This window comes from Couchioplanes caeruleus (genome assembly GCF_023499255.1).
Taxonomy (GTDB): domain Bacteria; phylum Actinomycetota; class Actinomycetes; order Mycobacteriales; family Micromonosporaceae; genus Actinoplanes; species Actinoplanes caeruleus_A.
Genome location: NZ_CP092183.1, coordinates 7,747,795 through 7,771,851 on the forward strand (window position 1 = coordinate 7,747,795; position 24,057 = coordinate 7,771,851).

The window sequence follows — 24,057 nt, forward strand, 5'->3', positions numbered from 1 at the left end:
TCCCGTTGGTATTCGTGGTTGCCCACGTATTCATGGTTTGAGTGGCCGGCCTTCGCCGGTGCCTCGGCCATGAGTTCATGACCTGAGACACCCCAGCAGGGCCGGCAGAGGCAGCGACTTGAGTCGCTGCCTTTTCGTTTGCGACGAGCCGGCCTGAGCTCGGGGACGCCGGCCCCGGGAATGCCGGCGGAGAAGGAAGACAGCCGTGACCATCCCCGAGGTCCAGCGGGTCAGCGACCACCGCATCGAGCGCGTCGTCCCGCTGATGAGCCCCGCCCTGCTGCACCACGAGCTGCCGCTGACCCACGAGTTGTCGGCGAGCGTGCTGGACGGCCGGCGGCAGGTGGAAGCCGTCCTGGACGGCCGAGATCCCCGCCTGCTCGTCGTGGTCGGGCCCTGCTCGGTGCACGACCCGGCGGCCGCAGCCGAGTACGCCGACCGGCTCGCCGCCGAACGCGGGCGGCTCGCCGACGACCTGCTGATCGTCATGCGGGTGTACTTCGAGAAGCCGCGGTCCACGGTCGGCTGGAAGGGCCTGATCAACGACCCCGCGCTCGACGGCACCGGGGACGTGGGCAAGGGGCTGCGGACCGCCCGGGCCCTGCTGCTGCAGGTGCTCGAACGGGACCTGCCCGTCGCCGTGGAGTTCCTCGACCCGATCACGCCGCAGTACATCGCCGACACCGTGGCGTGGGGCGCGATCGGCGCCCGTACGGTGGAATCGCAGGTGCACCGGCAGCTCGCCTCCGGCCTGTCCATGCCGATCGGCATGAAGAACCGCCCGGACGGCAGCATCGCCACCGCCATCGACGCGATCAACGCCGCCGCCGTGCCGCACGTCTTCCCCGGCATCGACGTCTCCGGCACCCCGGCGATCATGCACACCACCGGGAACCCGGACTGTCACCTCGTGCTGCGCGGTGGCAAGGGCCCCAACTACAGCGCCGAGGACGTGCAGGCGTCGCTCGCGCTGCTGCGGGACGCGGGCCTGCCCGAGCGGGTGGTGGTCGACTGCTCGCACGGCAACAGCAACAAGGACCACCTGCGCCAGCCGATCGTGGCCGACGACATCGCCGGGCAGCTGGAGGCGGGGCAGCAGGGCATCCGCGGCGTGATGCTGGAGAGCTTCCTCGTCCCGGGGCGCCAGGACCTGGGCGGGGAGCTCACGTACGGCCAGAGCGTCACCGACGCGTGCATGGGCTGGGAGCCGACCGTGGCGGTGCTGGAGCGGCTCGCCACGGCCGCCGCCAAGCGCCGTTCGAGCCTCACAGCGGCCGCACAGTAACGACATAAGGGCCCGACAGGCGGGCGGAAGACAGTACGAGGGTCAAGTGCTTCCGCCTGCCTTAAGGACCCATGATGACCTCGACGTTGCCCGTACCGCCGACGGTGGAGCCGGGGTACCCGCCGGCCGAGCCCTCCGCGGCCCGCGACGCACGGTGGGTGCGCCCCGCGCTGATCTCGTTGCTTCTGCTCACCGGAGTTCTCTACATCTGGGGGCTGGGCGCGTCGGGCTGGGGCAACGCCTTCTACTCGGCGGCCGTCCAGGCCGGTTCGCAGAGCTGGAAGGCGTTCTTCTTCGGCTCCTCGGACGCGGCGAACTCGATCACCGTGGACAAGACGCCCGCCTCGCTGTGGGTGATGGCGCTGTCCGTCCGCATCTTCGGCCTGAGCTCGTGGAGCATCCTGGTCCCGCAGGCGCTGATGGGCGTCGCCACGACCGGCCTGCTCTTCGCCACGGTCCGCCGCTGGTACGGCCCCGCGGCCGGCCTCATCGCGGGCACGGTGTCCGCGCTGACCCCGATCGCCGTGCTGATGTTCCGGTTCAACAACCCGGACGCGCTGCTCGTGCTGCTCATGGTCGCCGGGGCGTACGCGACCGTCCGCGCGATCGAGTCCGGGTCGACGACGTGGCTGCTGCTGGCCGGGGCGTTCGTCGGCTTCGGCTTCCTCACCAAGATGCTGCAGGCGCTGCTCGTGGTGCCGGCGTACGCGCTGGCGTACCTGGTCGCCGGTCCCCCGAAGCTCGGCAAGCGCCTCGTGCAGCTGGTCCTGGCCGGGCTCGCGGTCGTCGTGTCGGCGGGCTGGTACATCGCGATCGTCGAGCTGGTGCCGGCGTCGATGCGGCCGTACATCGGCGGGTCGCAGAACAACAGCCTGCTCGAGCTGACCCTGGGCTACAACGGCCTCGGCCGGCTGAACGGTGACGAGGCCGGAAGCGTCGGCGGCGGTGGCGGCGGGAACGGCGGCGGCTGGGGCGAGACCGGCATCCTGCGCATGTTCGACGCCGCCCAGGGCGGTCAGATCTCCTGGCTGCTGCCCGCCGCGCTGATCGTCCTGGTCGCGGGCCTCGTGCTCACGCTGCGGGCGGCGCGTACGGACCGGCTGCGGGCCGGGCTGATCCTGTGGGGCAGCTGGCTCGTGGGCACCACGCTGGTCTTCAGCTTCATGCAGGGCATCTTCCACGCGTACTACACAGTGGCGCTGGCGCCGGCCGTCGGTGCCGTGGTGGGCATGGGCTCGGCCTTGCTGTGGCGGCACCGGCGCAACGCTTTCGCCGCGCTGACGCTGGCCGCGGCGATCGGCGTGACCGCGTGGTGGTCGTGGCACATGCTCGGCTGGAGCCCGGACTTCGTGCCGTGGCTGCGCTGGGTCGTGCTGATCGGCGGCGTCGTGGCGGCCCTCGGGGTGCTCGCCTCGCTGCGGCTGCCCGCGAAGGTGGCCCTGGCCAGTGCGGCGCTCGCACTGGGCGCGGTGCTCGCCGGCCCGGCGGCGTATGCGGTGCAGACGGCGTCCGAGCCGCACACCGGGTCGATCCCTTCGGCGGGCCCGGCGACGCAGGGCGGTTTCGGCCCGGGCGGCGGGCGTGGTGGCCGCGGGGGGCCGGGCGGCGGCTTCCCCGGCGGGGGATTCCCGCGCGGCGGGTTCCCGGGTGGCGGGTTCCCGGGTGGCGCTCCCGGCGGAACCGGCACCGGCACCGGAACGGGCACCGGCACCGGAACGCCGCAGGGCGGCTTCCGTGACGGCGGGATGCGCGGCGGCGGCATGGGTGGCCTGCTCGATGCGGCCAGCGTCAGCGATCAGATGAAGGCACTGCTCGACGCGAACGCCGACCAGTACACCTGGGTCGCCGCGGCGGTCGGCTCGCAGAGCGCCTCGGGCTACCAGCTCGCGACGCAGGACCCGGTCATGGCGATCGGCGGCTTCAACGGCAGCGACCCGTCGCCCACCCTCGCCCAGTTCCAGCGGTACGTGGCCGAGAAGAAGATCCACTACTTCATCGGCGGGGGCGGCTTCGGCGGCGGCCGTGGCGGCGGCACCGGCGGCAGCAACGCCGGCTCCCAGATCGCCTCGTGGGTCGCCGAGACGTTCCCGTCACAGACGGTCGACGGCGTCACCATCTACGACCTGACCGCCACCCAGTGATCCATCACGACAGCCCGCAGGCGGCTCCCGGTTCCGGGGGCCGCCTGCGGCGTTCACCTCACAGTCCGGCCACAGGCTCGCCACACAGGGGGCAAAGCGACGCGGACGACCTTGGTGACATGAGCCTTTCCACCACGTCGCCCTCGTACTCCGCCGGGCAGGACCGGGTTGTCGCGCCGGTCCTCGACGTCGTCGTCCCGGTGTACAACGAGGAGATCGACCTCGAGCCCTGCGTCCGCCGGCTGCACGCGTACCTGGCGGCGGAGTTCCCGTACCGGTTCCGGATCACGATCGCCGACAACGCGAGCACCGACTCGACCGCGGACGTGGCCCGCCGGCTCACCGGGACGCTTCCCGGCGTGGCCTCGGTACGCCTCGCCGAGAAGGGCCGTGGCCGGGCCCTCAAGCACGTGTGGACGCAGTCGGACGCGGCGGTGCTGGCGTACATGGACGTCGACCTGTCGACCGACCTCGGCGCGTTGCTGCCGCTGGTCGCACCGCTCATCTCCGGCCACTCCGATCTGGCGATCGGTTCCCGCCTCGCCCGTGGCTCCCGAGTCGTCCGGGGCGCCAAACGCGAGTTCATCTCGCGCGGCTACAACTTGCTGCTGCGCGGCACCCTCTCGGCTCGCTTCTCCGACGCCCAGTGCGGCTTCAAGGCGATCCGCGCCGAGGTGGCCGCCCGGCTGCTGCCGATGGTCGAGGACACCGGCTGGTTCTTCGACACCGAGATGCTGGTCCTCGCCGAGCGGGCCGGCCTGCGCATCCACGAGGTGCCGGTGGACTGGGTGGACGACCCGGACAGCCGCGTCGACATCGTGGCCACGGCGATGGCGGACCTGCGCGGCATCGCCCGCCTCACCCGGGCGCTGGGCACCGGCCGCCTCCCGCTCGCCGCCCTGCGCGAGCAGCTCGGCCGCAACCCGCTGCCGGTCGCGGGCGTACCCGCGGGCCTGACCGGTCAGCTCCTGCGCTTCGCCGCGGTCGGCGTCGCCAGCACGCTGGCCTATCTCGTGCTCTTCGCGCTGCTGCGCACCGGCATGGGCCCGCAGGGCGCCAACCTGGTCGCGCTGCTCGCGACGGCGATCGCCAACACGGCCGCCAACCGCCGGCTCACGTTCCGGGTACGCGGCACCGGCGGCGCCTGGCGGCACCAGGCCCAGGGGCTGGTCGTCTTCGCCGTGGGCCTCGGCCTGACCAGCGGCTCCCTGGCGGTCCTGCACGCCGTGACCAGCCCGCCGACCACCGTGGAGCTCGGGGTGCTGATCGCCGCCAACCTCGTGGCCACCGGCGTCCGCTTCCTGCTGATGCGCATCTGGGTCTTCCGCGCGGCCCGCACGGCGGCACCGGCACAGTCCTGAATGGCGGGCCCGGGCTGCACGCGGAGGGCATGAACACAAGCCCCCGAACGGTATGAATTCTGTGACCTACGGGTAACAATGGACCCATCGATCGGGATGGTTCCGGGTGCCTGGTCGTCGTGCCCCTACAGTCCGGGCCTCGCCGGAGGTGCGCCATGCTCAGCAAGGAAGACAGCCGCCGGCTGGCCCAGCTGGAACGACAGCTGCGCCGTGAGGACCCCGACTTCTGCTCCCGCATGGCCGGTGGCCGCCCGGCCCGCCGGCACGTACCGCTGTCGCTGATCCTCGCCGCCACCGTCGTGTGGGCGGCCGCCCTGATCCTCGCCGTCGTGGGCTGGTGGGCGGCGGCGATCGTGGCCGGCGTCTGGGCCCTGGTCATCATGGTCGCGATCGGCTACCGCTGCCGCCCCGGGTCCGGCGCCGACAGCCCCGACGCGCTGCCGCCGGCCTGGTGAAGGCTCCGGCGGCTCAGGTGTAGGTCACCGTCGCCTCCGGCACGTCGCGGGCCCGGGCGACCACCGCGGACTCCTCCTCGAGCGCCTTCCGGCTCCGGGCGGTCAGCGTCCCGAACGGCGTCACGGTCAGCTCCACCCGCTTGCGGCCGGCCGTCTTGGCCCGCCACACCCCGGCGATCTCCCCGTCCACCAGGATCACTCCCGGGTTCCCGAGAATGCGCCACACCTCCTTCTGCCGCGCCCGCTCGGGCACGAGCACGTCGCGGTCGCGCGCCTGCAGGAGGGCGTCCATCGCCGGGACGAAGCGCACTCCGCGGACCGGTCCGGCCGATGCCAGCGCCGCCGCCGAGCCGGCCGGGATCCACGTCTTCCGGCCGTCGAGGCGCACCTCCTCGAGGCCGTCGGCGGGCCATCCCTTCTTGATCTCGGCGGTGGCGGACCCCAGGTACTTCGCGACCTCCGCCGGGCCGGCCGGGCCGAGGAGCCGCAGGTAGGTCACGATCAGCTCCTCGATCCCCTCGTTCGCGACGGGCTGCGGTGGCGCGTTGCGGATCGGGCCGAGCGTCGCGTCCTTGCCGCGGGCCTCCACCTGGACGCCGCCGGCCAGGCCGGAGACCTGCCAGACGTTGCCGGCGATGTGCCGCGCGCGGCAGGTGCGGCAGTCGTACGTCAGCTCGCGTGGCACCCGCCGGCTGACCTCGGTGCTCGCCTCGCCCCGGGGCATGGACCTCGTGACGACCTCGCGGAACGCCGCGGCGGTCGCCTCGAACGCCGTGATGCCCAGCTTCACGCCCTCGGGGATCTGTGCGCTCTTGATCCGGGCCGAGGCGTCGGCGTCGCTGAGCGGCCACAGCGCCTTGACGAGCCTGCCGAGGTCGCGGCGCCGGTGCAGGTGCGGCGCTCCGCGGGCCGCCCACACCATCAGCAACCGGTCGTCGCCGAGCGCCGCGTCGGTGCGCGCCGCGAGCCCGACCTGGACAGAACCCGGCGTGTACTCCTGCACGCCGAGGTCGAGCACGGCCAGGTCGCCCGGGCGCGCCGAGCCGCGGTCCGCCAGCCCGAGCGCGGCCACCCGGTACGCCGTGGCCTGCCTGCGGTCCACGTCCATGGGCAACCTCCAGGGAATCTCAGCCGCGACGACCGTACCGCCGGGAGGCGACATTTCTCAGCCGCTCCATCCGGCTTCCCCCGCCGACCGAGACCAGCTCCCACGTGTCGAGGCTGCTGGGGCCGTACGGGCCCTCCTGCAGGATGGGCGGCTCGCCGGTGAGGCGGTACCCGCAGCGGCGCGCCACGGCGGTGCTCGCCGTGTTCCCCGGGTCGATGCGCAGCAGCAGCCGGTTCAGCTTCAGCGTGCTGCGGGCGTACGCGGAGAGCAGGGAGAGCGCCCCGGCGGCGAGCCCGCGCCGGCGGTGCTGAGCGCCCACCAGGTATCCCAGCTCGGCCTCGCGCAGGCCGGCGTCGACGCCGAAGAGCAGCACCTCGCCCAGCGGTTTCACGCCGTCCGTGGTGATCACGAGCTGGATGCGCTGACCGCTGACGCGGCCCTGCCGGGCACGTTTCAGGTACGCGATGCCGGCCTCGGTGTCGAACGGCGACGGCATCGGGGTCCACCGGGCGATGTCGGGCTCGTCGAGCATGGCGACCAGCTCGTCGAGGTCGTCGTCCCGCCACTCGCGCAAGGTGATGCCGTCCCCGGAGAGGGTGACGGGGTACGGCAGGCGGCCGGGGGTCGTCATGGGCCGATCCTGCCCGTAAGCACCCGGTTCCTGCCAGTAGGCGGGGCTTCATAACCGGGTGAGTGAACCCTCAGGCGCGAACGACGATCGGTGCGGAATCCCGCAAAGACCAGTCATGGCTTATGTCTGCGGCCGCGTGCAGGAGCAGCGGCAGATGATGGCCTGTCAACTTGTCGACACACGTCTCGGCGGCGTGCACGGTCACGTTCAGCGCCGCCACCACCCGGCCGTCGCCGTTGCGCACGCCGGTCGCGACGGACCGGATGCCCAGCGCGAGGTCCTGGTCGGCGAGCGCCCAGCCCTTGGCCCGGACCTCGCGCAGCGAGCGGTCCAGCTCGTCCCGCTGCGGCTGCCACCGCGCGTCGATCCCCGAGCGGGTGGGCTGCGCCAGGACCGCGTCCAGCTCGGCCGGGTCCAGGGCGGCGAGCAGCACCTTGCCCATGGAGGTGGCCGGCGCCGGGAAGCGGGTGCCGATGGAGACGGCGAGGGTCACGATCTTGGGTACGGCGACCCGCGCCACGTACACGATGTCCGAGCCGTCGAGCTGGGCCATCGACGTCGACTCGCCGGTCTGCGCGACGAGCCGTTCCATGTGCGGGCGGGCCACGTCCCACATGTCGAGGCTGTGCACGTACGCCATGCCGAGCTCGAGGACGCGCGGGGTGAGGGCGTACCCGCGCTCCTCGCCGCGCACGTACCCGAGCTCGGCGAGGGTCAGCAGGATCCGGCGGACCGTGGGCCGGGCCAGCCCGGTGTCGGCGGCGATCTCACTGAGCGTCGACACCCGGCGGCCCGGCCGGAAGCTGCGCAGCACGTCCAGCCCGCGGGCGAGGGCCTCGATGAAATCGGGTCCGGCTTCGCGCGGCACTCGGGCCTCCCTGGGGATGCTGCTGCTGGTCAGAAGCGTCAATGCTTCCACTGCGCCGAGCCGGCGTCCCACTCGGTGTACGTGTACGGATTGTCCATCACCTTGGTCTCCGGGATGTCCGGGTTCATGCCCTTGAGCCACGCCTCCTCGCCCATCGTGGAGCGCAGATGCTCGATCGTGCGCTCCACGGCGGTACGGGCGGCGGCGAGGTCCACGCCGACCAGCCGGCCGTCGCGCTTGACGATCCGCCCGTTGATCACGACGGTGTCGACGTCGCCGCGCTGCGCCTGGAACGCGACGTGGCCGTACGGGTGCAGGATCGGCGTCATGACCGGCGAGTGGTCGTTCTTGAGCAGCACGACGTCGGCCTTCTTGCCGGGCTCGAGGCTGCCGACGACCGAGTCGAGCCCGAGCGCCTTGCTGCCGCCGCGGGTGGCCCAGTCGACGACCTGCTCGGCGCGAAGGTGCACGTGGGTCACCGTCTCGGCGCGGCCGTGCGCCGCCATGTGCTCGCGGGAGCGGTCGGCGCCGAGCGTCGTGCGCATGGCCGAGAACAGGTCGCCGCTCCACCACACGCTGGTGTCCATCGACAGCGAGACCGGGATGCCGTGGTCGCGCAGCGTCCAGGTGGGCGGATAGCCCTGGCCGGCACTCTGCTCGCTCTCGGTCGAGACGGACACCGAGCCGCCGGTCGCGGCGATGCGGTGGTACGAGTCGTGGGTCAGCGTCGCCGCGTGCACGTACACGGTCTGCGGGGTCATGAAGCCGTTCTCGTGCATGAGCCGGATGCCGTCGTCGTTCGTCGCGCCCCAGACGCCGGCGTGCGTGGTGACCGGTACGCCCAGTTCCCGCGCCACCTCGAACGCCGCCTTCTCGGGGAACGACGGGTCGCCGGTGACGTCGAAGGCCATCTGGAAGCCGAGCATGTCGTCGCCGCCGGACATCCGCCTGTTGACGAAGTCGCGGAACTCGGTGCTGGTCGCCCACTCCCACGGGCCCTGCTGGATGTTGCCGTACGCGAGCACGAACCGCCCCGGCACCGCCTGCAGCGCGTCCACGGCTGCGTCGGCGTGCTGCGGGGTCTGGAGTCCGTGCGACCAGTCGACGGTCGTGGTGACGCCGGCGTCGATGGCCTCGATGGCGGCGAGGAGGTTGCCCGCGTGCACGTCCTCGGGGCGGAACAGCTTGCCGGACTCGAGGTAGTACCAGACGAAGTACTGGGTGAGCGTCCAGTCGGCGCCGTACCCGCGCATCGCGGTCTGCCACATGTGCCGGTGGGTGTCGATCATGCCCGGCATGACGATGCCGCCGGACGCGTCGATCACGGTCGCCCCCTCGGGCGCGGTCAGGCCGGTGCCGACCTCCGCGATGCGCTCGCCGATCACGAGCACGTCGGCGCCGGTGAGCACGGTGTGCTGGTCGTCCATCGTCAAAACGGTGCCGTTGCGGAACAGAACTGCCTCGGACATGGCCCTCCCTCGCTCCGGCGGACAGACGTCCGTCTGGCGGCCAGTGTGTGACCAGCTCTTATGCCTGTCAAGGTTCCTCGTTGACATCCGTGGTGAGGCGGCAGCAAACTGACGGACAGCTGTCCGCCACGCGGGCACAACCTCGAGAGGCGGCTCATGGGCGCACTGGACGGACTGCTCGTCGCGGACTTCTCCCGGATCCTCGCCGGGCCGTACGCGACGATGCTGCTGGCCGACCTCGGTGCCACGGTGGTCAAGGTGGAGGGTCCCGGCGGCGACGACACCCGGACGTGGATGCCACCGGTCCGCGACGACGTGTCCACGTACTACCTGGGCATCAACCGCAACAAGCGCTCGATCGCCCTGGACCTCAAGAACCCGGAGGACCTCGAGGTCGCGCAGCGCCTGGCCGGGCGCGCGGACGTGATGATCGAGAACTTCCGGCCGGGCGGCCTCCAGCGCTTCGGGCTGGACTACGACACGGTCGCGGCCGCGAACCGCAAGATCGTGTACGCGTCGATCAGCGGCTTCGGCACCGGCGCCGGCGCGAACTACCCCGGCTACGACCTGATGGTGCAGGCGATCTCCGGCTTGATGAGCCTCACCGGGGACCCGGACGGGCCGCCGTACCGGGCCGGCATCTCAGTCTTCGACGTCATGGCCGGGCTGCACGCGAACATCGGCATCCTCGCCGCCCTGCACCATCGGGCGGCCTCCGGCGCCGGCCAGCACGTCGAGGTCAACCTGCTGTCCTCCGCGCTGTCCGGGCTGGTCAACCACTCCAGCGGCTACGTCGCGGGCGGCACGGTCCCGTTCCGGATGGGCAACGCGCACCCGAGCCTGTTCCCGTACGAGCCGCTGCCGACCTCGGACGGCGAGCTGATCGTCATCGCGGGCAACGACGGGCAGTTCCGCAAGCTGTGCCAGGTGCTCGACCTGCCCGAGCTTCCTGACGACCCGCGCTTCGGACGCAACCAGGATCGCACCGCCAACCGAGAACAGCTGCGCCCGATCCTCGTCGAGCGGCTCACCAAGCGCACCAAGGACGAGTGGTTCCGCGACCTGCTCGCCGCCGGGGTGCCCTGCGCCCCGATCAACACGATCGACGGCGGCGTCGCGCTGGCCGGGGAGCTCGGCCTGGACCCGGTGGTCGTCACCGGCGACGTGCCGGGCGTGCGCAACCCGATCACGTTCTCGGACACCCCGGCGGGCTACCGACTGCCGCCGCCCGGCCTGGACGAACACGGTGAGGAGATCCGCGCGTGGCTGATGCAGGACTGAACTTCCCGACCTCGATCGGTACGTCCGACGAGACGCAGATCCGGCTGCTGGGCCAGGACCTCGCGGCCGACCTCATGGGCAAGGTCGGGTTCGGCGAGCTGGCGTACTGGCTGGTCGCCGGCCGGCGCCCCACGCCCGGCGAGACTCGGGTGTTCGAGGCGGTGCTCGTCGCGCTCGCCGACCACGGCTTCACCCCGACGGCGATCGCGGCGCGGCTGACGTACCTGAGCGCCCCGGAGTCCCTGCAGGGCGCGCTCGCCGCGGGCCTGCTCGGCGGCGGCAGCCGGTTCCTCGGTGTGACCGAGGACTGTGGACGGTTCCTGGCCGGCACGCTCGCGGAGGCCGGGCCCGAGCCGGACTACGACGCCGTCGCGCTGGAGGCGGTACGCAAGGCCCGCGCGGCGAAGAAGTTCGTCCCGGGACTCGGTCACCCCGTTCACAAGCAGCAGGATCCGCGCACGCCGGTGCTCATGGCGATCGCCGACGAAGAGGGGCTCAAGGGCCCGCACCTGCGGTTGTTCGAGGCGATCGGGCGCGTACACCCGCAGGTCCTGAACCGGACCCTGCCGTTGAACGGCGCCGGGGTGTGCGGGGCGGCCCTGGCCGACCTCGGCCTGCCGGTCGACCTGCTGCGGGGCTTCGCGCTGCTGGCCCGGGCCGCCGGCCTGCTCGGCCACCTGGCCGAGGAGCGGCGCCGGCCGCTCGGCATGGACATCTACCTGACGGTCGACCGCAACGCGGTCTACGAGGACTGAGAGGGGTCGCCATGGCTGAGGTCGTCGCGGTCATCGCCTCCACCCACCATCCCTTCTACTACCGGGCCAGCACGGCCACCGGTGAGGACCGGCCGCCGTTCGCCGACGAGTGGGTACGCAAGATCACCGCCTTCCGCGAGACGCTCACGAAGGCGAACCCGGACGTGCTGGTGATGGTCGGCTCCGACCACTTCCACCAGCTGTGGCTCGACAACATGCCGCAGTTCCTCGTCGGCAAGGCGCCCTTCTACGACGCCAACTGGTACAACGAGGAACGCGAGTTCGGCCTGCCACGGATGCTGCTCAAGGGTCAGGAGGACCTGTCCGCGCACATCCTGCGCGCCGGCCTCGACGAGGGCTTCGACCTGGCGTTCAGCAACGAGCTGCGGATCGACCACAGCGTCACGTGCCCGATCATCACGCTGCGGCCCGAGGCCGACCTGCCGATCGTGCCGATCTACACCAACATCTTCGCGCCGCCGCTGCCGCAGCCGAAGCGCTTCGTCCAGCTCGGCCGGGCGATCCGGGAGATCGTCGAGAGCTGGCCCAGCCACCTGCGCGTCGCGATCATCGGCACCGGCCACCTGTCGCTGGAGCTCGGCGGCCCGCGCCAGTTCGGCCCGCACGGCCCCGACCCGGAGTTCGACCGGAAGGCCGTCGAGTGGATCGCCACCGGCGACCTGGACCGCTGCCTGGCCGAGGTCACGCTGGACAGCCTGCACTCCCCCGGCAACGCCACCCACGGCTTCATGGACTTCATGCTGATGATGGGCGTCGCCGGCGCCGGCCAGAAGGCCGACCACGTGGACAGCCTCGACCTGTTCCACACCATGGAGGCCTACTTCACCTGGTACCCGAACGGAGCGCCGCGATGAGCAAGTACCTCGTGGACAAGTTCCTGTTCACCATCGACCGCGACCCCGAGCTGGTCGAACGCTACCGGGAACAACCGCGCGAGACGGTGGAGTGGTGGGAGGTCGAACGCGCCAACGCCGTGCTCAACTGCCACGCCGGCGAGGCGTCCACCTGGCTGTGCTTCACCGACGAGGAACGCGAGGCGCTGACCTCCCACGACCACGTCAAGCTGTTCGAGCTGGGCGCGCACCCGTTCCTGACACTCACCCTGTTCATCGCGATGTTCGAACGCGACCACGGGCCGCTCGAATACCAGAAGGCGTACGGGGCCCGGCTCGCGCACTTCGACCTGCCGTACCCCGACATCGCGACGTGATGCCGCCGGACGGTGGTCACCCCGTAGTACCCATCACCGATGGTGCTGTCGTACGTTCTAGAGACCATGAGCGTGATCGATCTGGACCACCCTCCCGTCGCGACGCCGCCGCCGGCCCCCCGCCGCCCCACCCGCCGCCTGCTGACCGCCTTCGCCATCCTCACGACCGGCGCGGTGCTCGGCAGCGCAGCGACGGGCACCTATCTGCGGCAGCACGCCGAACGCTCGCTCGACGACGAGATCTCGGTGCTGGTCCTGCCCGACACCGGCCCGCAGTCGAACGACGCCGGCATCGGCGGCGTGATCGTCCACGGCAAGGTCACCGACGCCACGCTCTCCCGCCGGGTCACGCTCGTCAACGCCGGTCCGCTGCCGGTGAACGTGCTGAGCTTCAGCGTGGTCCGGCCGGGTCTGACCGTACGGGCCGTCGAGAAGCATCGGTGGATCCGCCGGGGCGAGTCGGTGCAGGCCGACGCGGACGTGAAGATCATCTGCTCGGCCGGGCTCCCGATCGGGCTGCTGTCCGTGCGCCTGGCCCTCCGCACGGACGACGACCAGGAGCGGACCGCGACCGCCGTGCTGGACGCCTCGCAGTGGAACGACCAGGCCCGGGCCGCCTGCACCGGCAACCTGTCATAGCCCCGCCGCGGTGCAATGCGGAAGCAGGGCGCGCAGCACCGTGCTGTCCTCCCGGCGCCACACCAGCGCGAGCAGCGCCGGAATGTCGACGTCCGCGACCGGCACGGCGGTCAGCTTCGCATCCTCGGCCATCGTCGCGCTGAGCACGGCGACCCCGAGCCCGCGGGTGGCCAGGTCCATGACGGTGCCCGGCGCCGTCGCCTGCAGCGCCACGTTCACCCGCAGCCCCGCCGCCGCGCACGCCTGATCGAGCACGGCACGCACGCCGGTCCCCACCGGCAGACAGATCAACGGGTACGCGCCGAGCCGCCGCAGGCTGACGTCCTCCTTGCCCGCCAGCGGATGATCCTCGGGAACCAGGGCGACGAGGCCCTCGCTGACGATCGTCCGGTACGCGAGATCCCCCGGCGTGCTGCCCGCCGCCCCCACGAGCGCGATGTCGATCCGCCCGGCACGGACGTCCTCGACGAGCACATCGGAGTTGCCCTCGCTGAGTGTCACCTCGATGCGCGGATGGGCCCGGTGAAAGGCGGCCAGCGCGTCGAACAGCGGCGTCACGGTGCAGGCGGTCACCATGCCGAGCCGGAGACGGCCGCGTACCAGCCCTTTCACCTGATCGATCGCCGTCTGTGCGGCGGCGGCCGCGGCGAGGGCCGCCCGCGCGTGGGGCAGGGCTGCGACGCCGGCGTCGGTGAGCCGTACGATGCGCGAGGACCGGTCGAAGAGCTCGGCACCGACCTCGCGCTCGAACTGCCTGATCTGCGCGCTCACCCCGGACTGGGTGATGTGCACGCGCTCCGCGGCCTTGGTGAAGTTGGCCTCCTCGGCCACGGCGACGAAATACTCGAGCTGCCGCAAATCCATGACTGCGAATCATACCTCGGGCAACAACTATTTGTTGGACTTGTCACCGGTGTGGCGTGAGGCTGGAGGCATGACCGACCGAGAGAAAGCCCTTCACCCCGAGGACCTCACGCGCCTGTTCGTCGAACGCGCCAACGCCAAGGACGCGGAAGGACTGTCGCTGCTGTACGAGGAGGACGCCGTGATGGCGTACCCACCGGGCCGGCAGATCGTGGGCCGGGAGGCCATCCGCAAGCTGTGGGAGGAGGCGCTGCCGCACATGCCGGCGTTCGAACCGGAAGAGCCTCTGCCGACGCTGATCAGCGGGGACCTGGCGCTGACCTCGACGCCGCCGAAGGACGGGTCGGGAGCGCGGGCACAGGTCGTACGCCGCCAACCCGACGGCAGCTGGCTCCGGGTTCTCGACCAGCCCGAGTTCACCCCGCCCCGCTAGACCTGTCCCCGCGGGGACCGGGCGGCCCGGACCTCAGCTCGCTGATCCGGCGCAGCCGCCGGACGAGGTCGGCGGTCACCTCGCCGGCTTCGGCACCGTCCTCGATCCGGGCGGCCACCGCCGCGCGCAGCTCGCGTTCGAGCAGGTGGTGCAGCTGTTCGTCGGACGTGTGCATGAGGGACCTCCGGCGCTCTCACCTGCTCCCTGACGGACCGCGCCCGTCCCCGGACCGGCCGCGCAGGATGCCGACGACCGCGGCGATGACCCGGTCCAGCCGGTCCGGGTCGCCGATCAGCGCGACCACGTGACCCGGACCGGCCGGCTCCGCGCCGGGCAGCCGGTCCAGCCCGTACGAGTCGGGCACCGCCCCGAACACCGTGCCCAGCACCTCGGTCACGACGTCCTCGACCCGTCCGCCGCGCCCGATCTGCTCGGTCATGGCGTCGATCGCGCGACCGGCCAGCTCGCTCAGCAGCGCGTCGTCCCGCTCGTACGGCTCCACCAGCTGCAACGGCTCCGGTTCGGCGTACCCGGCATCGGCCGGCGCGGCGAACCACACCGGGGCCTGCTTGCGGCCCAGCGGGCGCTCGACGTTCTTCTCGTACCAGGCGCGGCGCCGGCGCATGGCGGTCAGCACGACCTCCACCTCGGCCGCGACCGTCGCCTCGTCCGCCGCCACGTCGCCGGTACGCCGCAGCCGCAGCTCCGCCCACCGGGTCAGCGGCCAGAGCGAGGCGCCGGCCGTGGCGTCGACGCCGGCCCAGTCCAGAACCACCTTCGCCAGCTCGACGAGCCACGGGTCGTCGTGCAGCTCGGTGGCGAGCCAGATCGGGACCCGGGGCCGCTGTGGTGCGCCCCGGCGGCCACGCCGCTTGCGGTAGCCCTCGATGACCGCCTTGGGCATGCGCATGGTCAGCCAGCCCTCGAGGTTCGCGATCGGCAGGTCGGCATGGGCGAACAGGTCGTCGACGACGGCCTCGACGTCGTCGTGGAAGCGGTCCAGGCACTCGGGTGCGAGCCGCTGCACCGCCGAGGCGCACCGGTGGTGGCCGCGGGCGCGCTCGGCCGCCCGGGTCACCCGCTGGAACACCAGCGGCCAGACGATCTCGGTGGCGTCCGCCCGCAACCGGCGCCGCTCGTCGGCCGACGCCGCCCGGACGCGCCCCGTGAGTTCTCCTCGCCGTGCCGACCGGCGGACCTCGCTGCTGACCACGATCCACTCCTCGATGTCGAAGGTGGATCGATCGTCGCCGCGGGGAGGACCGGCGAACATGCTGGTCAGCGCGGTTGCGGGGAAATACGTATGCACCCCGCCCGGCATACGTACGGGCCGGATCCCCCACGGAGACCCGGCCCGGACGACGGTGGATCAGGACATCTCGCTCGGGCGGGGTCCCTGGTCGAGGTCGAGGACGACGCCGGAGGCGGTCGCACCGTTGAGGAACACGGTGACCGCCCGGCCCGAGGCGTCCGCGAGCGGCAGCTCCACCGTCGTGCGGTTGAGCATCGCGTCCCGGACCTGCCCGGCCACGGCCTCAGCGTCCGCGTCGGCGATCTGCCACTCCTGCTGCCCGATGATCAGTTTCTTGGCCATGCCGTTTACTCCTTTGTGGTGGGTCAGTCGACCTGGTCGACCGAGTACGTGAACGAGAAGTCCTGCGGGTGGCGCTCGTGCCGCCCGATGCCGAACTGCTCCTGGGCGAGCAGGGAGGTGCGGTACAGCCCGATGCCCGGCCCGACCACTCCGGTCAGCAGCTCGTACGCCGTGTTCACCAGCACCGCGCCGGCACCGAGCACGGCGACCGCGGCAGCGGCGTGCGGCGCCGTCATCGCGAGCCCGGCGATCTGCGCGCTCGCCGCCTGCAGCGCGGGGCTGTTCAGCCGCTCCTCCAGCAGCGCGCTGAGCGCGAGGCTCCCGCCGGTGTCCCGGGAGACCCAGACGGCGATGTCGAGGAAGTCGACCGCCGGACCGTGGTAGATCAGCACGTCGTCCATCGGCAGCCGCTCACCGTCGCGCACGTTGCTGAACCGCATCGTCTCGGCCCGGTACACCGGCCGGCCATCCGGGCCACCGGTCAGCACGACCGCATCCACGCGGATGTCCGCACTGCCCAGGGCACGGTTGCGGTGCACGATCAGCTCGGCGATCCGTACCGCCACCCGGCCGGGGAGCGCACCGCGGGGCGACAGCAGCCGGACCGGTTCCGGCGGCCGGTCGTCGACCAGGAACGTCGCCTGCTCCACGGCCGGCGGAGCGGTCGGGCTCACCGTGAAGTCCACGGCCTGGACGACGTAGCGAACGCTCTTGCCGGGAGGGTCGCCGATCTCGCGGGTCGCGCCGGTGGCGATCTGGGCGATCAGGCCGGCCAGCCCGGGCGCGGCGCCGAGGCGGTCGGCGTCGCCGCGGACGCCCTGCTGCTGCAGCACGCTCACGTCCACCGGTGCGTCGCTGATCAGCACCAGCACGGTCTCCGGGCGGGCCAGCGCCGCGTCGGTGCCCTCCGGCCAGGTCACGTCGACCCCGGTCAGCCGCCGCAGATCCTCGTCCCAGCCGTACGTGTACGTGCCACCGGGCGCGAGCCGGACACCGCCGGGGTCGGCCGCGGTCAGCACGGCGATGCGCGCGGAGACCCCGATGTCCACGAGCGAGACGTACGCCGGTTCCACGCCGTCATTCCGCAGCCGGAAGTACACGCGCTCCCCGGCGTACGCGTGAAGCAGTGCCCCGCCCGAGGGCAGCGGCTCCTCCCGGCCGTCGCGCACCCGCCCCCATTCGACGTGCACGCCGTGGTCCAGCGGGTGGTCCGGGTCTCCGCTCAGCCGGCGCAGTGCCGCGGCCTGGGCGACGCGCTGCAGGTTGGCCGCGATCGCGCTGACCCCCAACGGATTCGGCGGGTACGGCGCGTGCAGCGGCCCGGTCCCGTCCCGGACCACCAGCCCCCCATCGTCCTCGACGGTCACCGCGACCGGCGCGTGCGCCTCGGTCTCCGGGTCGGCCGGGCGCACCAGGGGACGCAGAGCCAGCGCGTTGACCAGCTCCGCCGTCACGGGATGCCCGTACGGCAGACGCACCGGCAGCGCCGGCGCCGCGGCCTTGGTGCGGAACGCGCGGGCGTCGGCGGGCACGTCCGACGCGGCCGGGCCGATCCGCAGCGGTGCCGCGGCGGCGGTCGGCAGCAGCCGGTCGACCGTCGCGGTCCCGAGCGCCGGTCCGTCCTGCGGCCCGACGGCGTCGGCCGGCATGATGGTGAACTCGTCGCCGACCGCGACGCCCAGCAGCGGCGCACCGAGCAGCTGCACCCGGTCCGGCGTGGTCACCGCGACCGGCAGAGCGCCGAGCGGGTCCAGGTCGACGGTCTCGAACGGCTGCCGGGTGGACGGCCCCTCCGCCTCGGGCCGCTGGCCGGGCGCGAGCGTCTGCACGTCGCGGCGGACCGCGTCGAGCAGCGTGGCCCAGCTGAGCCTCAGCCCGGCGGTGTCCCGCAGGGCGCGGGCCAGGGCGTCGGTGAGCAGGCCCATCCGGACGCCGTCCCGGTTGGCGCCCTCCCACGCCGACTGCGACGGCGAGCAGGCGACCACGCGGACCGCGTACGGGTTGCTGATCAGATGCCGCTGCTGCACGGCCAGGCCGGCCGCCTTCAGCCTGCCGACATGCCGCTCGACGCTCTCGTACGTCGACCCGTCCCGTTCCCGGAGCAGCGACTTCACCCGCAGGTCCGTCTGCCGGGACATGTGGGCGGCGTGGCAGCAGTCGAGCACCACGGTGACGTTGCGGGCGACCGCGGTCAGCCGGGCCAGGAGCACGGACAGCTCGACGCCGGTGATGCCGTGGAAGTCGTCGGCGTCCGCGTAGTCGTCGGGCACGATGAACTGCAGGTCCGGCCCGGTGGCCGCCGCGCCGCCCGGCGCCTGCAGCCGGCCGCCGTGGCCGCTGTAGTAGATGACGAAGGCGTCGTCCGGGGCGGCGTCGACGATCAGTTTCTCGTACCCGTCGAGGATCGCGGCCCGGGTGGCGTCCGGCGTCACCAGCCGCTCCACCCGGAAGCCGCGCGGCTCCAACGCCCCGGCCATCGCCTCGACGTCGTTGAGCACGCCGCTCAGGCCCCCGGTCTCGGCGCCGATCAGAAGAGCTTTTCGCGTCATGCGGGTCTCTGACGGACGGTTCAGGCCGCTTCGAAGAACCCTTCCCGGCGGGCGAACGCGACCGCCTCGACGGCGTTGTGCACGCCGAGCCTGCGGAACACGCGGCCGATCTGCGTCTCCACGGTCCGCCGGCTGCGGCCCCGGAGCTGCGCGATGCGGGCGGCGTCGTACCCGTCGTAGAGGTAGCCCAGGACTTCCCACTCGGTCGGCGTGAGGCCGTACGGCAACGGCGGCGCGGCTTCCGCGAGGTTCATGCCGATCCGCGCGGCGAACCGTTCGACCCGCCCGGCCAGTGGGGCGGCACCCAGCGCCCGCGCCGCCCGGTGCGCCTCCCGCGCGGCCCGCTTCGCCCGGTCCCGGTCACGGCCGGCCGCCTCGGCCTCCCGCCACCGGGCGTACGCCGCCGGATAGGCGCGATCCAGGCCGGCCCAGCCGGCGGCGACCTGCGACCACACCTCGGCCGTGTCCGCGCGCCGGCTCCGCTTCCGTTCCGCGGCGCACAACGACAGAAGCTGCTCCTCCTCGGCGGTCAGCTTCCGGCCCCGGACCGACCCGGCCAGCAGGGCGAGCTCGTCACTGGCCTCCGGAGCGCCCCGGTCGGCCGCACACCGCATGCCCACCGCGCACAACCGCAACAGCTCCATCGTGTTCTCGCCGTCGCGCAACACCGACAGCCCGTGGGCCACCTCGGCGGCCGCCCCGGCCAGGTCCCCCTCACCGAGTGCCAGCTCGGCCCGGACCGTGTGCAACGGGCCGAGGAACCGGGGATCCTCGCCCTTCTCCACGTCCGCGATCGAGGCGAGCAGCTCCCGGGCCCCGTCGAAGTCGCCCCTCGCCACCCTCACCTCGGCGAGCGTCAGCCGCGGGTACAGGCTCTCCTGCGGCGGCCGGTCCAGCGACACCTCGGTGATGATCCGCTCGGCCTCGTCCCACTCGCCGAGCAGCACGAGCGCGGCGCTGGCGTTGTTGGCCAGCACGGTCCCCTGCCGCGTGTACGCCAGATCGAACTGCCGTGCCACCTCCAGCCCCTGCGTGGTGACGGTCGCCGCCTCCCGCAGGCGGCCGGCGTTCTCCAGCACCAGGCCCAGATTCCCGTACGCCCGGAACCGGTCCTCGAGGTGGTTGACCGACCGGGCGATCTCCAGCGCCTGACGCAGCCGCTCCTCGCCACGCTCGTGGTCGCCGAGCATGCCGAGGGCCAGGCCGGAGATGTTCAACGCGCGTCCCTGCTCGGCGACGGCGTTCACGTCGAGCGCCATGGCCAGCGCGGCGTCCGCCTTCTGCCGGCCCTCGGCGTACCGTCCGGCCTGCAGATCGCCCAGGGCGAGGGCGGCGGACACCCGCGCCTTCACCGCCGACGGCGGACGGTCGCCGAGCAGCGCGGCCGCCTGCCGGTACGCCGCCAGCGACTCCGCCCGCCGGCCCGCCTCCCACAGGTAGGAGCCGAGCCGCTCGTGCAACTCCCCCAGCCGGTCGGGCTCGGCGTCGCCCGCCTCCGTGACGGCACGCCGGATGTGCTCGACCGCCGGCTCGACATGCCCCGCCCACCGCGCCGCATCCGCCGCCGCGGCGAGCAGCTCCACCCGGGACATGCCCGCCCGCGACTCCGCGTCCGGCACCCTGGGCCACAGCTCCAGCGCCCGCTGGAACTGCACCTCCGCCGATGGGAACGCCAGCGTGCGTACGGCGGCGCGGCCGGCCTGAACCGCCGCGCCGAGCGCCTCCGGCCAGCTCCCCGCCAGATACCAGTGGCTGGCCAGCTCGGCCGCCGCGGAACCCTCGCCCAGCCCCAGACCCGGGTCGGCGGTCAGCGCCCGGGCCATGGCCAGATGCAGGTCGACGCGGGCGTCGCGGACGGTGCTCTGGTAGACCGCCTCCCGCAGCAGGGCGTGCTGGAAGCGGTACACGTCCTGGTCGTCCCCGGCGTACAGCATCTGCCGGTCGAAGCACTCCTGCAGCGCCTCGTTGAGCTGCTCCCCGGGCAATCCGCTGACCGTACGCAGCAGACGCCGGCTCATCGCCCGCCCGGCGACGGCCGCGACGCGCAGCACCTGACCGGACACCGGCTTCAGCGTGTGCAACCGAGCCAGAATGATCGTCATCAGGTCGGCCGACAGCCGCACGCTGTCCGGCTCGGCCAGGGCGCCCGCAGCCATCAGCTGCTCGGCGAAGAACGGATTCCCGCCCGACCACTCGAAACAGCGCCGCACCAGCCGCGCATCGACGCGACCCCCGCTGCCCGCGCTCAGCAGCTCCCGCACCTCGTCGAGGCCGAACCGGCCGAGCTCGATGCGCTCGGTGCGCCGCAGGAAAGCCGGACTGCCCAGCAGCTGCCACAGCAGCGGAGCGTCCCGCTCGATCCCGACGGATCGGTAGCTGCCCAGCAGCAACAGCCGGCGGCCCTCCGGACGGGCCTGTCCCAGATGCCGCAGGAGGTCGAGAGTGGACGGATCGGCCCAGTGCAGGTCCTCGAGCACCAGCACGACCGGCGCATCACCGCCGATGTGGTCGAGCATCCGCCGCACGGCGAGGAAAACCTGCTGCTGCGAACCCATCGGATCGCCGCCCAGGTCGAAGAACTTCGTCAGGATCCCGTACGCCGGCCCGCCGAGTGCCGCGGCCCGCATGGGTCCGTAGTCCCGCACGAAGCCCTCGAGAGCGTCCAGAATCGGCCCGTACGGCATCGGGGCCCCGAAATGCTCCTCGGCCACACCGGCGAGAACGTGGGCGCCGGCCGCGCGCGCCTCGGCGACGAACGCGGTCAGAAGGCGGCTCTTCCCGACGCCCGCCTCCCCCGCGACCAGGGCCGTACGAGCACTCCCGGCCCGCACGTCGTCAAGCTGGGCGGCGAGCCGGGCCACCTCGTCCCTGCGGCCGATCAAGGCGGTGTCGTGCGGCACGCCTCCCCCTCGTCAGCTTCCCTGGTTCGTGGCACCAGGTCAGCTGACGCTAGGGCCGCCGGCGACGGGAGACATCGCCGACGCGGTCCACATGGGATGGAAGATCGGCTTAATCCGAACGGGCGACGCAGCGCACGACGCCGCACCGGAACGCCGGGGAAACGCGGGCGGTCAGTCGGAGACGGTCTCGTCATCGACGGTGGCGCCGCCCGCGTTCTTCTGAATCGACGCGATCGTGTCCATCGCGGAAGCCTTACGCTGGTACGACTCGCTCGTCGCCACCACCTGGCCGTTGCTGGCCACCAGGTTGAACCGGAACTGCCCGTTGCTGGTCTTCTTGACCACGAACTTCATGATCACCACCTCCTGGCCGCCAGGTACCCGCGAGCGCCACCCCGCCAAACCGCTGTCACCCAGGCGGTTCACGAGATCGACGCACACCCCGACGGGTCGCCCAGGCAGCGAGAAACCGGACCAGCCGGGCACGCAGTCTCTGGTGATGGCTGACCCGGACATCCTGACCCTGGGAAGGTTGTCGAGCGGGCTGCACGTCTAATACCTCGACGCGACGACCGCCGACCCGGACCTGTCACCTGGGCAGGCCTCGAGAACACGGTCGCCGGCTTCGGGCCGGCTTCAGCTGCGACGACCAGGGGCGATACGGCCTCGGCATCATCACCGCCGCGGAATACGCGGGATGAAGCTCCCGCACAAGATTGGTGCCCCCGGCAGGAATCGAACCTGCGACCTGCGGTTTAGGAAACCGTTGCTCTATCCCCTGAGCTACGAGGGCCTACGCCCATATCGTACCTACCAGCGATTCTGACGGGTGCCCGGTGGTCCCGACCGTCACCGACCAACGCCATCAGGTCCCAGGGAGCGGTTCCACCGCTGGTGGCGGGCGCACGGAGCATTTCGGCCGTTTGCCACCCCGCCTGCTGGGCGGTACTGAACAAGCCGTGTCGCTGCCACCGTCGCGTACGGCTCATCGAGCACTCGTCAGGACCCGGAATCGCCGGCACCGTGAACGAGTTGCTGCACTCGGCCGTCCGGCGAGCTGAGGGCTGACCTCTGCATCATCACGCTGCAGCGAGGCCGGGCAACCGGTCGAGGTGCGACGTGCGGCGTCCCCGGCGCTCCCCCGCTCGCGAAACGAAGGTGGCTCCGCCGGAGTCGGTGGACTAAGCTCTTAGCTAACCGAAGGAGGGTGACGATGTCGGCGGAGGCCGTGCACTACAACATGCATGACGCCAAGACCCACCTCTCGCGCATCATCGAGCGGGTGGAACGCGGGGAGGAGGTCATCATCGATCGGGCCGGCACGCCTGTGGCGAGGGTCGTACCGCTGGTGCGCCGGACGAACCGCACCGCCATCGGTCTCCTCGCCGGGCAGGTCGATCTGTCCGGCGACTGGGACTCACCGCAGACCAACGCCGAGATCGCTGCCGACTTCGGCGTGGGCGAATGAGTCTGTTGCTGGACACCCACGTAGCGCTGTGGGCCATTACCGGCGACCCGACCCTCGGCGAGGGCTTGCTCGACCGGCTTCGCCATGACCCGGACATCTTCCTGTCTCCGGTCAGCCTGTGGGAGATCACGATCAAGCAGGTCACCGGGAAGCTCATCGGACCGGCTGATCTCGCCGAGCGTGTACGTGACATGGGCTTCCGCGAGCTCCCCGTGACCCACGCTCACGCGATCGCCGCCGGACGCCTTCCCCCTCACCACCGCGATCCCTTCGACCGGATGCTGGTGGCCCAGGCGGTCACCGAAGGTCTGACCCTCGCTTCACGTGACCAATCGATCCCGCTGTATGACGTAGACGTCCTCAAGGTGTGACGATCCGAGCCCCGAAGCCCCTGCCCTGCCACCAGCGGCTGAAGGCGTCCCGCAGGTGTCAGGCAGCGCCCGTCAGGGGCGGTGGGGGCATCACGACCTGGTCGTACGCGAGCTTGTTGAACATCACGTACCAGTAGTCCGGACCCGGGATGACCAGCCCCGTCCGCGGCATGCCGGCCATCTCCAGGTCGACCATCTTGCCGTCGCAGTCCGACATGCGGATGTCCGCGAACCAGAGGTCGTGCCATGTCGTTCTGGTCTGCATGCTCCAGCGGCGGTTCGTCAGGTAGACCGTGCCGGTGTCGACGTGGCGCCATTGGCCGGCGGCGTCCCGGGCTGCTTTGGCCCTGCGGGCGGCGTTGCCGACCGCGTTGGAGGTCAGGTTGACCGCGCTGTAGACGGCGCCGAAGACGCCTCCGCCGAGCATCCAGCCGCCGGAGCGTTTGACGTATCCGCCGTCGCCCTCGAGGAACTGGTACACGTTCATCGGGATCTCGCCGAAGCACAGCTCGCCGGGCTGGAGGGCGAGTTTGACCGGGATGGGCTGGGGTGTCACGCCGTTCTGGAATGCCAGTGCGAGTTCCCGGCCGGCGCGGCGCGAGTCGTCGATCATCTGCTGTTCGGACTTGCGGGCCATGGCGACCTCCTGACGGG

24 protein-coding genes and 1 tRNA gene are annotated in these 24,057 nt (G+C 72.0%); 12 read left to right on the forward strand and 13 right to left on the reverse strand.

The genetic code is table 11. From position 1 onward, the window contains the following. Nucleotides 1–205: 205 nt before the first annotated feature. The 4 genes from COUCH_RS35820 to COUCH_RS35835 all read left to right on the forward strand — a co-directional run bounded on the left by COUCH_RS35820 (nucleotide 206) and on the right by COUCH_RS35835 (nucleotide 5,242). Nucleotides 206–1,285 (forward strand): 3-deoxy-7-phosphoheptulonate synthase, encoded by a 1,080-nt coding sequence (locus COUCH_RS35820; RefSeq protein ID WP_275980039.1) that lies wholly within the window; start codon nucleotides 206–208, stop codon nucleotides 1,283–1,285. A 74-nt stretch (nucleotides 1,286–1,359) separates the two neighbouring features. Further along, nucleotides 1,360–3,426 carry an ArnT family glycosyltransferase gene (locus tag COUCH_RS35825; RefSeq protein WP_249609559.1) on the forward strand — a complete coding sequence of 689 codons (2,067 nt, stop codon included), beginning with the start codon at nucleotides 1,360–1,362 and terminating at the stop codon, nucleotides 3,424–3,426. 119 nt (nucleotides 3,427–3,545) lie between these two features. Further along, nucleotides 3,546–4,787 carry a bifunctional glycosyltransferase family 2/GtrA family protein gene (locus tag COUCH_RS35830; RefSeq protein WP_249609560.1) on the forward strand — a complete coding sequence of 414 codons (1,242 nt, stop codon included), beginning with the start codon at nucleotides 3,546–3,548 and terminating at the stop codon, nucleotides 4,785–4,787. 155 nt (nucleotides 4,788–4,942) lie between these two features. Then, nucleotides 4,943–5,242 carry a DUF3040 domain-containing protein gene (locus COUCH_RS35835; RefSeq protein ID WP_249609561.1) on the forward strand — a complete coding sequence of 100 codons (300 nt, stop codon included), beginning with the start codon at nucleotides 4,943–4,945 and terminating at the stop codon, nucleotides 5,240–5,242. Between the two features lie 13 nt (nucleotides 5,243–5,255). Here COUCH_RS35835 and COUCH_RS35840 read toward each other — a convergent pair whose 3' ends face one another. From COUCH_RS35840 to COUCH_RS35855, 4 genes are all read right to left on the reverse strand, one after another. Further along, complete coding sequence (locus tag COUCH_RS35840; protein ID WP_249609562.1) at nucleotides 5,256–6,350, reverse strand: DNA glycosylase AlkZ-like family protein; 1,095 nt, start codon at nucleotides 6,348–6,350, stop codon at nucleotides 5,256–5,258. 19 nt (nucleotides 6,351–6,369) lie between these two features. Then, nucleotides 6,370–6,981, reverse strand: a complete 612-nt coding sequence (locus COUCH_RS35845; protein ID WP_249609563.1) for a GNAT family N-acetyltransferase — start codon at nucleotides 6,979–6,981, stop codon at nucleotides 6,370–6,372. A 70-nt stretch (nucleotides 6,982–7,051) separates the two neighbouring features. Then, a complete protein-coding gene (locus COUCH_RS35850; protein WP_249609564.1) occupies nucleotides 7,052–7,849 on the reverse strand; it encodes an IclR family transcriptional regulator domain-containing protein in 798 nt (265 codons plus the stop codon). Nucleotides 7,850–7,887: 38 nt separating this feature from the next. After that, a complete protein-coding gene (locus COUCH_RS35855) occupies nucleotides 7,888–9,318 on the reverse strand; it encodes an amidohydrolase family protein (protein ID WP_249609565.1) in 1,431 nt (476 codons plus the stop codon). Nucleotides 9,319–9,474: 156 nt separating this feature from the next. Between COUCH_RS35855 and COUCH_RS35860 the strand changes: the two genes are divergently transcribed. The 5 genes from COUCH_RS35860 (at nucleotide 9,475) to COUCH_RS35880 (ending at nucleotide 13,224) form a co-directional block, all read left to right on the forward strand. Next, nucleotides 9,475–10,599, forward strand: coding sequence for a CaiB/BaiF CoA transferase family protein (locus tag COUCH_RS35860; RefSeq protein WP_249609566.1), 1,125 nt, complete (start codon nucleotides 9,475–9,477; stop codon nucleotides 10,597–10,599). Further along, nucleotides 10,581–11,354, forward strand: a complete 774-nt coding sequence (locus tag COUCH_RS35865; RefSeq protein ID WP_249609567.1) for a citryl-CoA lyase — start codon at nucleotides 10,581–10,583, stop codon at nucleotides 11,352–11,354. Before COUCH_RS35860 ends, COUCH_RS35865 begins: the two co-directional genes overlap by 19 nt. 11 nt (nucleotides 11,355–11,365) lie before the next feature. Beyond that, nucleotides 11,366–12,229 (forward strand): extradiol ring-cleavage dioxygenase, encoded by an 864-nt coding sequence (locus tag COUCH_RS35870; protein ID WP_249609568.1) that lies wholly within the window; start codon nucleotides 11,366–11,368, stop codon nucleotides 12,227–12,229. Next, complete coding sequence (locus COUCH_RS35875) at nucleotides 12,226–12,585, forward strand: hypothetical protein (protein WP_249609569.1); 360 nt, start codon at nucleotides 12,226–12,228, stop codon at nucleotides 12,583–12,585. Before COUCH_RS35870 ends, COUCH_RS35875 begins: the two co-directional genes overlap by 4 nt. A 66-nt stretch (nucleotides 12,586–12,651) precedes the next feature. Beyond that, entirely contained in the window at nucleotides 12,652–13,224 is a 573-nt protein-coding gene (locus COUCH_RS35880) for a hypothetical protein (RefSeq protein ID WP_249609570.1), read from the forward strand. Here the strand turns inward: COUCH_RS35880 and COUCH_RS35885 are convergent. Further along, complete coding sequence (locus COUCH_RS35885; RefSeq protein WP_249609571.1) at nucleotides 13,219–14,088, reverse strand: LysR family transcriptional regulator; 870 nt, start codon at nucleotides 14,086–14,088, stop codon at nucleotides 13,219–13,221. The genes COUCH_RS35880 and COUCH_RS35885 overlap by 6 nt on opposite strands. A gap of 70 nt (nucleotides 14,089–14,158) precedes the next feature. On the opposite strand from COUCH_RS35885, the gene COUCH_RS35890 reads away from it, so the two are divergent. Continuing rightward, nucleotides 14,159–14,521: a YybH family protein gene (locus tag COUCH_RS35890; protein WP_249609572.1), complete on the forward strand. Its 363-nt coding sequence runs from the start codon at nucleotides 14,159–14,161 to the stop codon at nucleotides 14,519–14,521. Here COUCH_RS35890 and COUCH_RS35895 read toward each other — a convergent pair. The 7 genes from COUCH_RS35895 to COUCH_RS35925 form a co-directional block, all read right to left on the reverse strand. Further along, nucleotides 14,505–14,696 (reverse strand): hypothetical protein, encoded by a 192-nt coding sequence (locus tag COUCH_RS35895; RefSeq protein ID WP_249609573.1) that lies wholly within the window; start codon nucleotides 14,694–14,696, stop codon nucleotides 14,505–14,507. The two genes, COUCH_RS35890 and COUCH_RS35895, sit on opposite strands and share 17 nt — an antisense overlap. Nucleotides 14,697–14,714: 18 nt before the next feature. After that, nucleotides 14,715–15,830: a hypothetical protein gene (locus COUCH_RS35900; RefSeq protein WP_249609574.1), complete on the reverse strand. Its 1,116-nt coding sequence runs from the start codon at nucleotides 15,828–15,830 to the stop codon at nucleotides 14,715–14,717. A gap of 60 nt (nucleotides 15,831–15,890) precedes the next feature. Then, nucleotides 15,891–16,115, reverse strand: a complete 225-nt coding sequence (locus tag COUCH_RS35905) for a hypothetical protein (RefSeq protein WP_249609575.1) — start codon at nucleotides 16,113–16,115, stop codon at nucleotides 15,891–15,893. A 23-nt stretch (nucleotides 16,116–16,138) separates the two neighbouring features. Beyond that, a complete protein-coding gene (locus COUCH_RS35910) occupies nucleotides 16,139–18,664 on the reverse strand; it encodes a caspase family protein (RefSeq protein ID WP_249609576.1) in 2,526 nt (841 codons plus the stop codon). Nucleotides 18,665–18,684: 20 nt separating this feature from the next. Further along, nucleotides 18,685–21,564, reverse strand: coding sequence for an ATP-binding protein (locus COUCH_RS35915; RefSeq protein WP_249609577.1), 2,880 nt, complete (start codon nucleotides 21,562–21,564; stop codon nucleotides 18,685–18,687). A gap of 171 nt (nucleotides 21,565–21,735) precedes the next feature. After that, entirely contained in the window at nucleotides 21,736–21,918 is a 183-nt protein-coding gene (locus tag COUCH_RS35920) for a YegP family protein (RefSeq protein WP_249609578.1), read from the reverse strand. Nucleotides 21,919–22,281: 363 nt separating this feature from the next. Then, nucleotides 22,282–22,357 (reverse strand) — tRNA-Arg (locus tag COUCH_RS35925). Nucleotides 22,358–22,777: 420 nt separating this feature from the next. Between COUCH_RS35925 and COUCH_RS35930 the strand changes: the two genes are divergently transcribed. Beyond that, nucleotides 22,778–23,032 carry a type II toxin-antitoxin system Phd/YefM family antitoxin gene (locus COUCH_RS35930; RefSeq protein WP_249609579.1) on the forward strand — a complete coding sequence of 85 codons (255 nt, stop codon included), beginning with the start codon at nucleotides 22,778–22,780 and terminating at the stop codon, nucleotides 23,030–23,032. Continuing rightward, nucleotides 23,029–23,403, forward strand: a complete 375-nt coding sequence (locus COUCH_RS35935; RefSeq protein WP_249609580.1) for a type II toxin-antitoxin system VapC family toxin — start codon at nucleotides 23,029–23,031, stop codon at nucleotides 23,401–23,403. The genes COUCH_RS35930 and COUCH_RS35935 overlap by 4 nt, the downstream gene beginning before the upstream one ends. A gap of 58 nt (nucleotides 23,404–23,461) precedes the next feature. On the opposite strand, the gene COUCH_RS35940 is transcribed toward COUCH_RS35935, so the two are convergent. Further along, a complete protein-coding gene (locus tag COUCH_RS35940; protein ID WP_249609581.1) occupies nucleotides 23,462–24,040 on the reverse strand; it encodes a hypothetical protein in 579 nt (192 codons plus the stop codon). Nucleotides 24,041–24,057 lie beyond the last annotated feature (17 nt).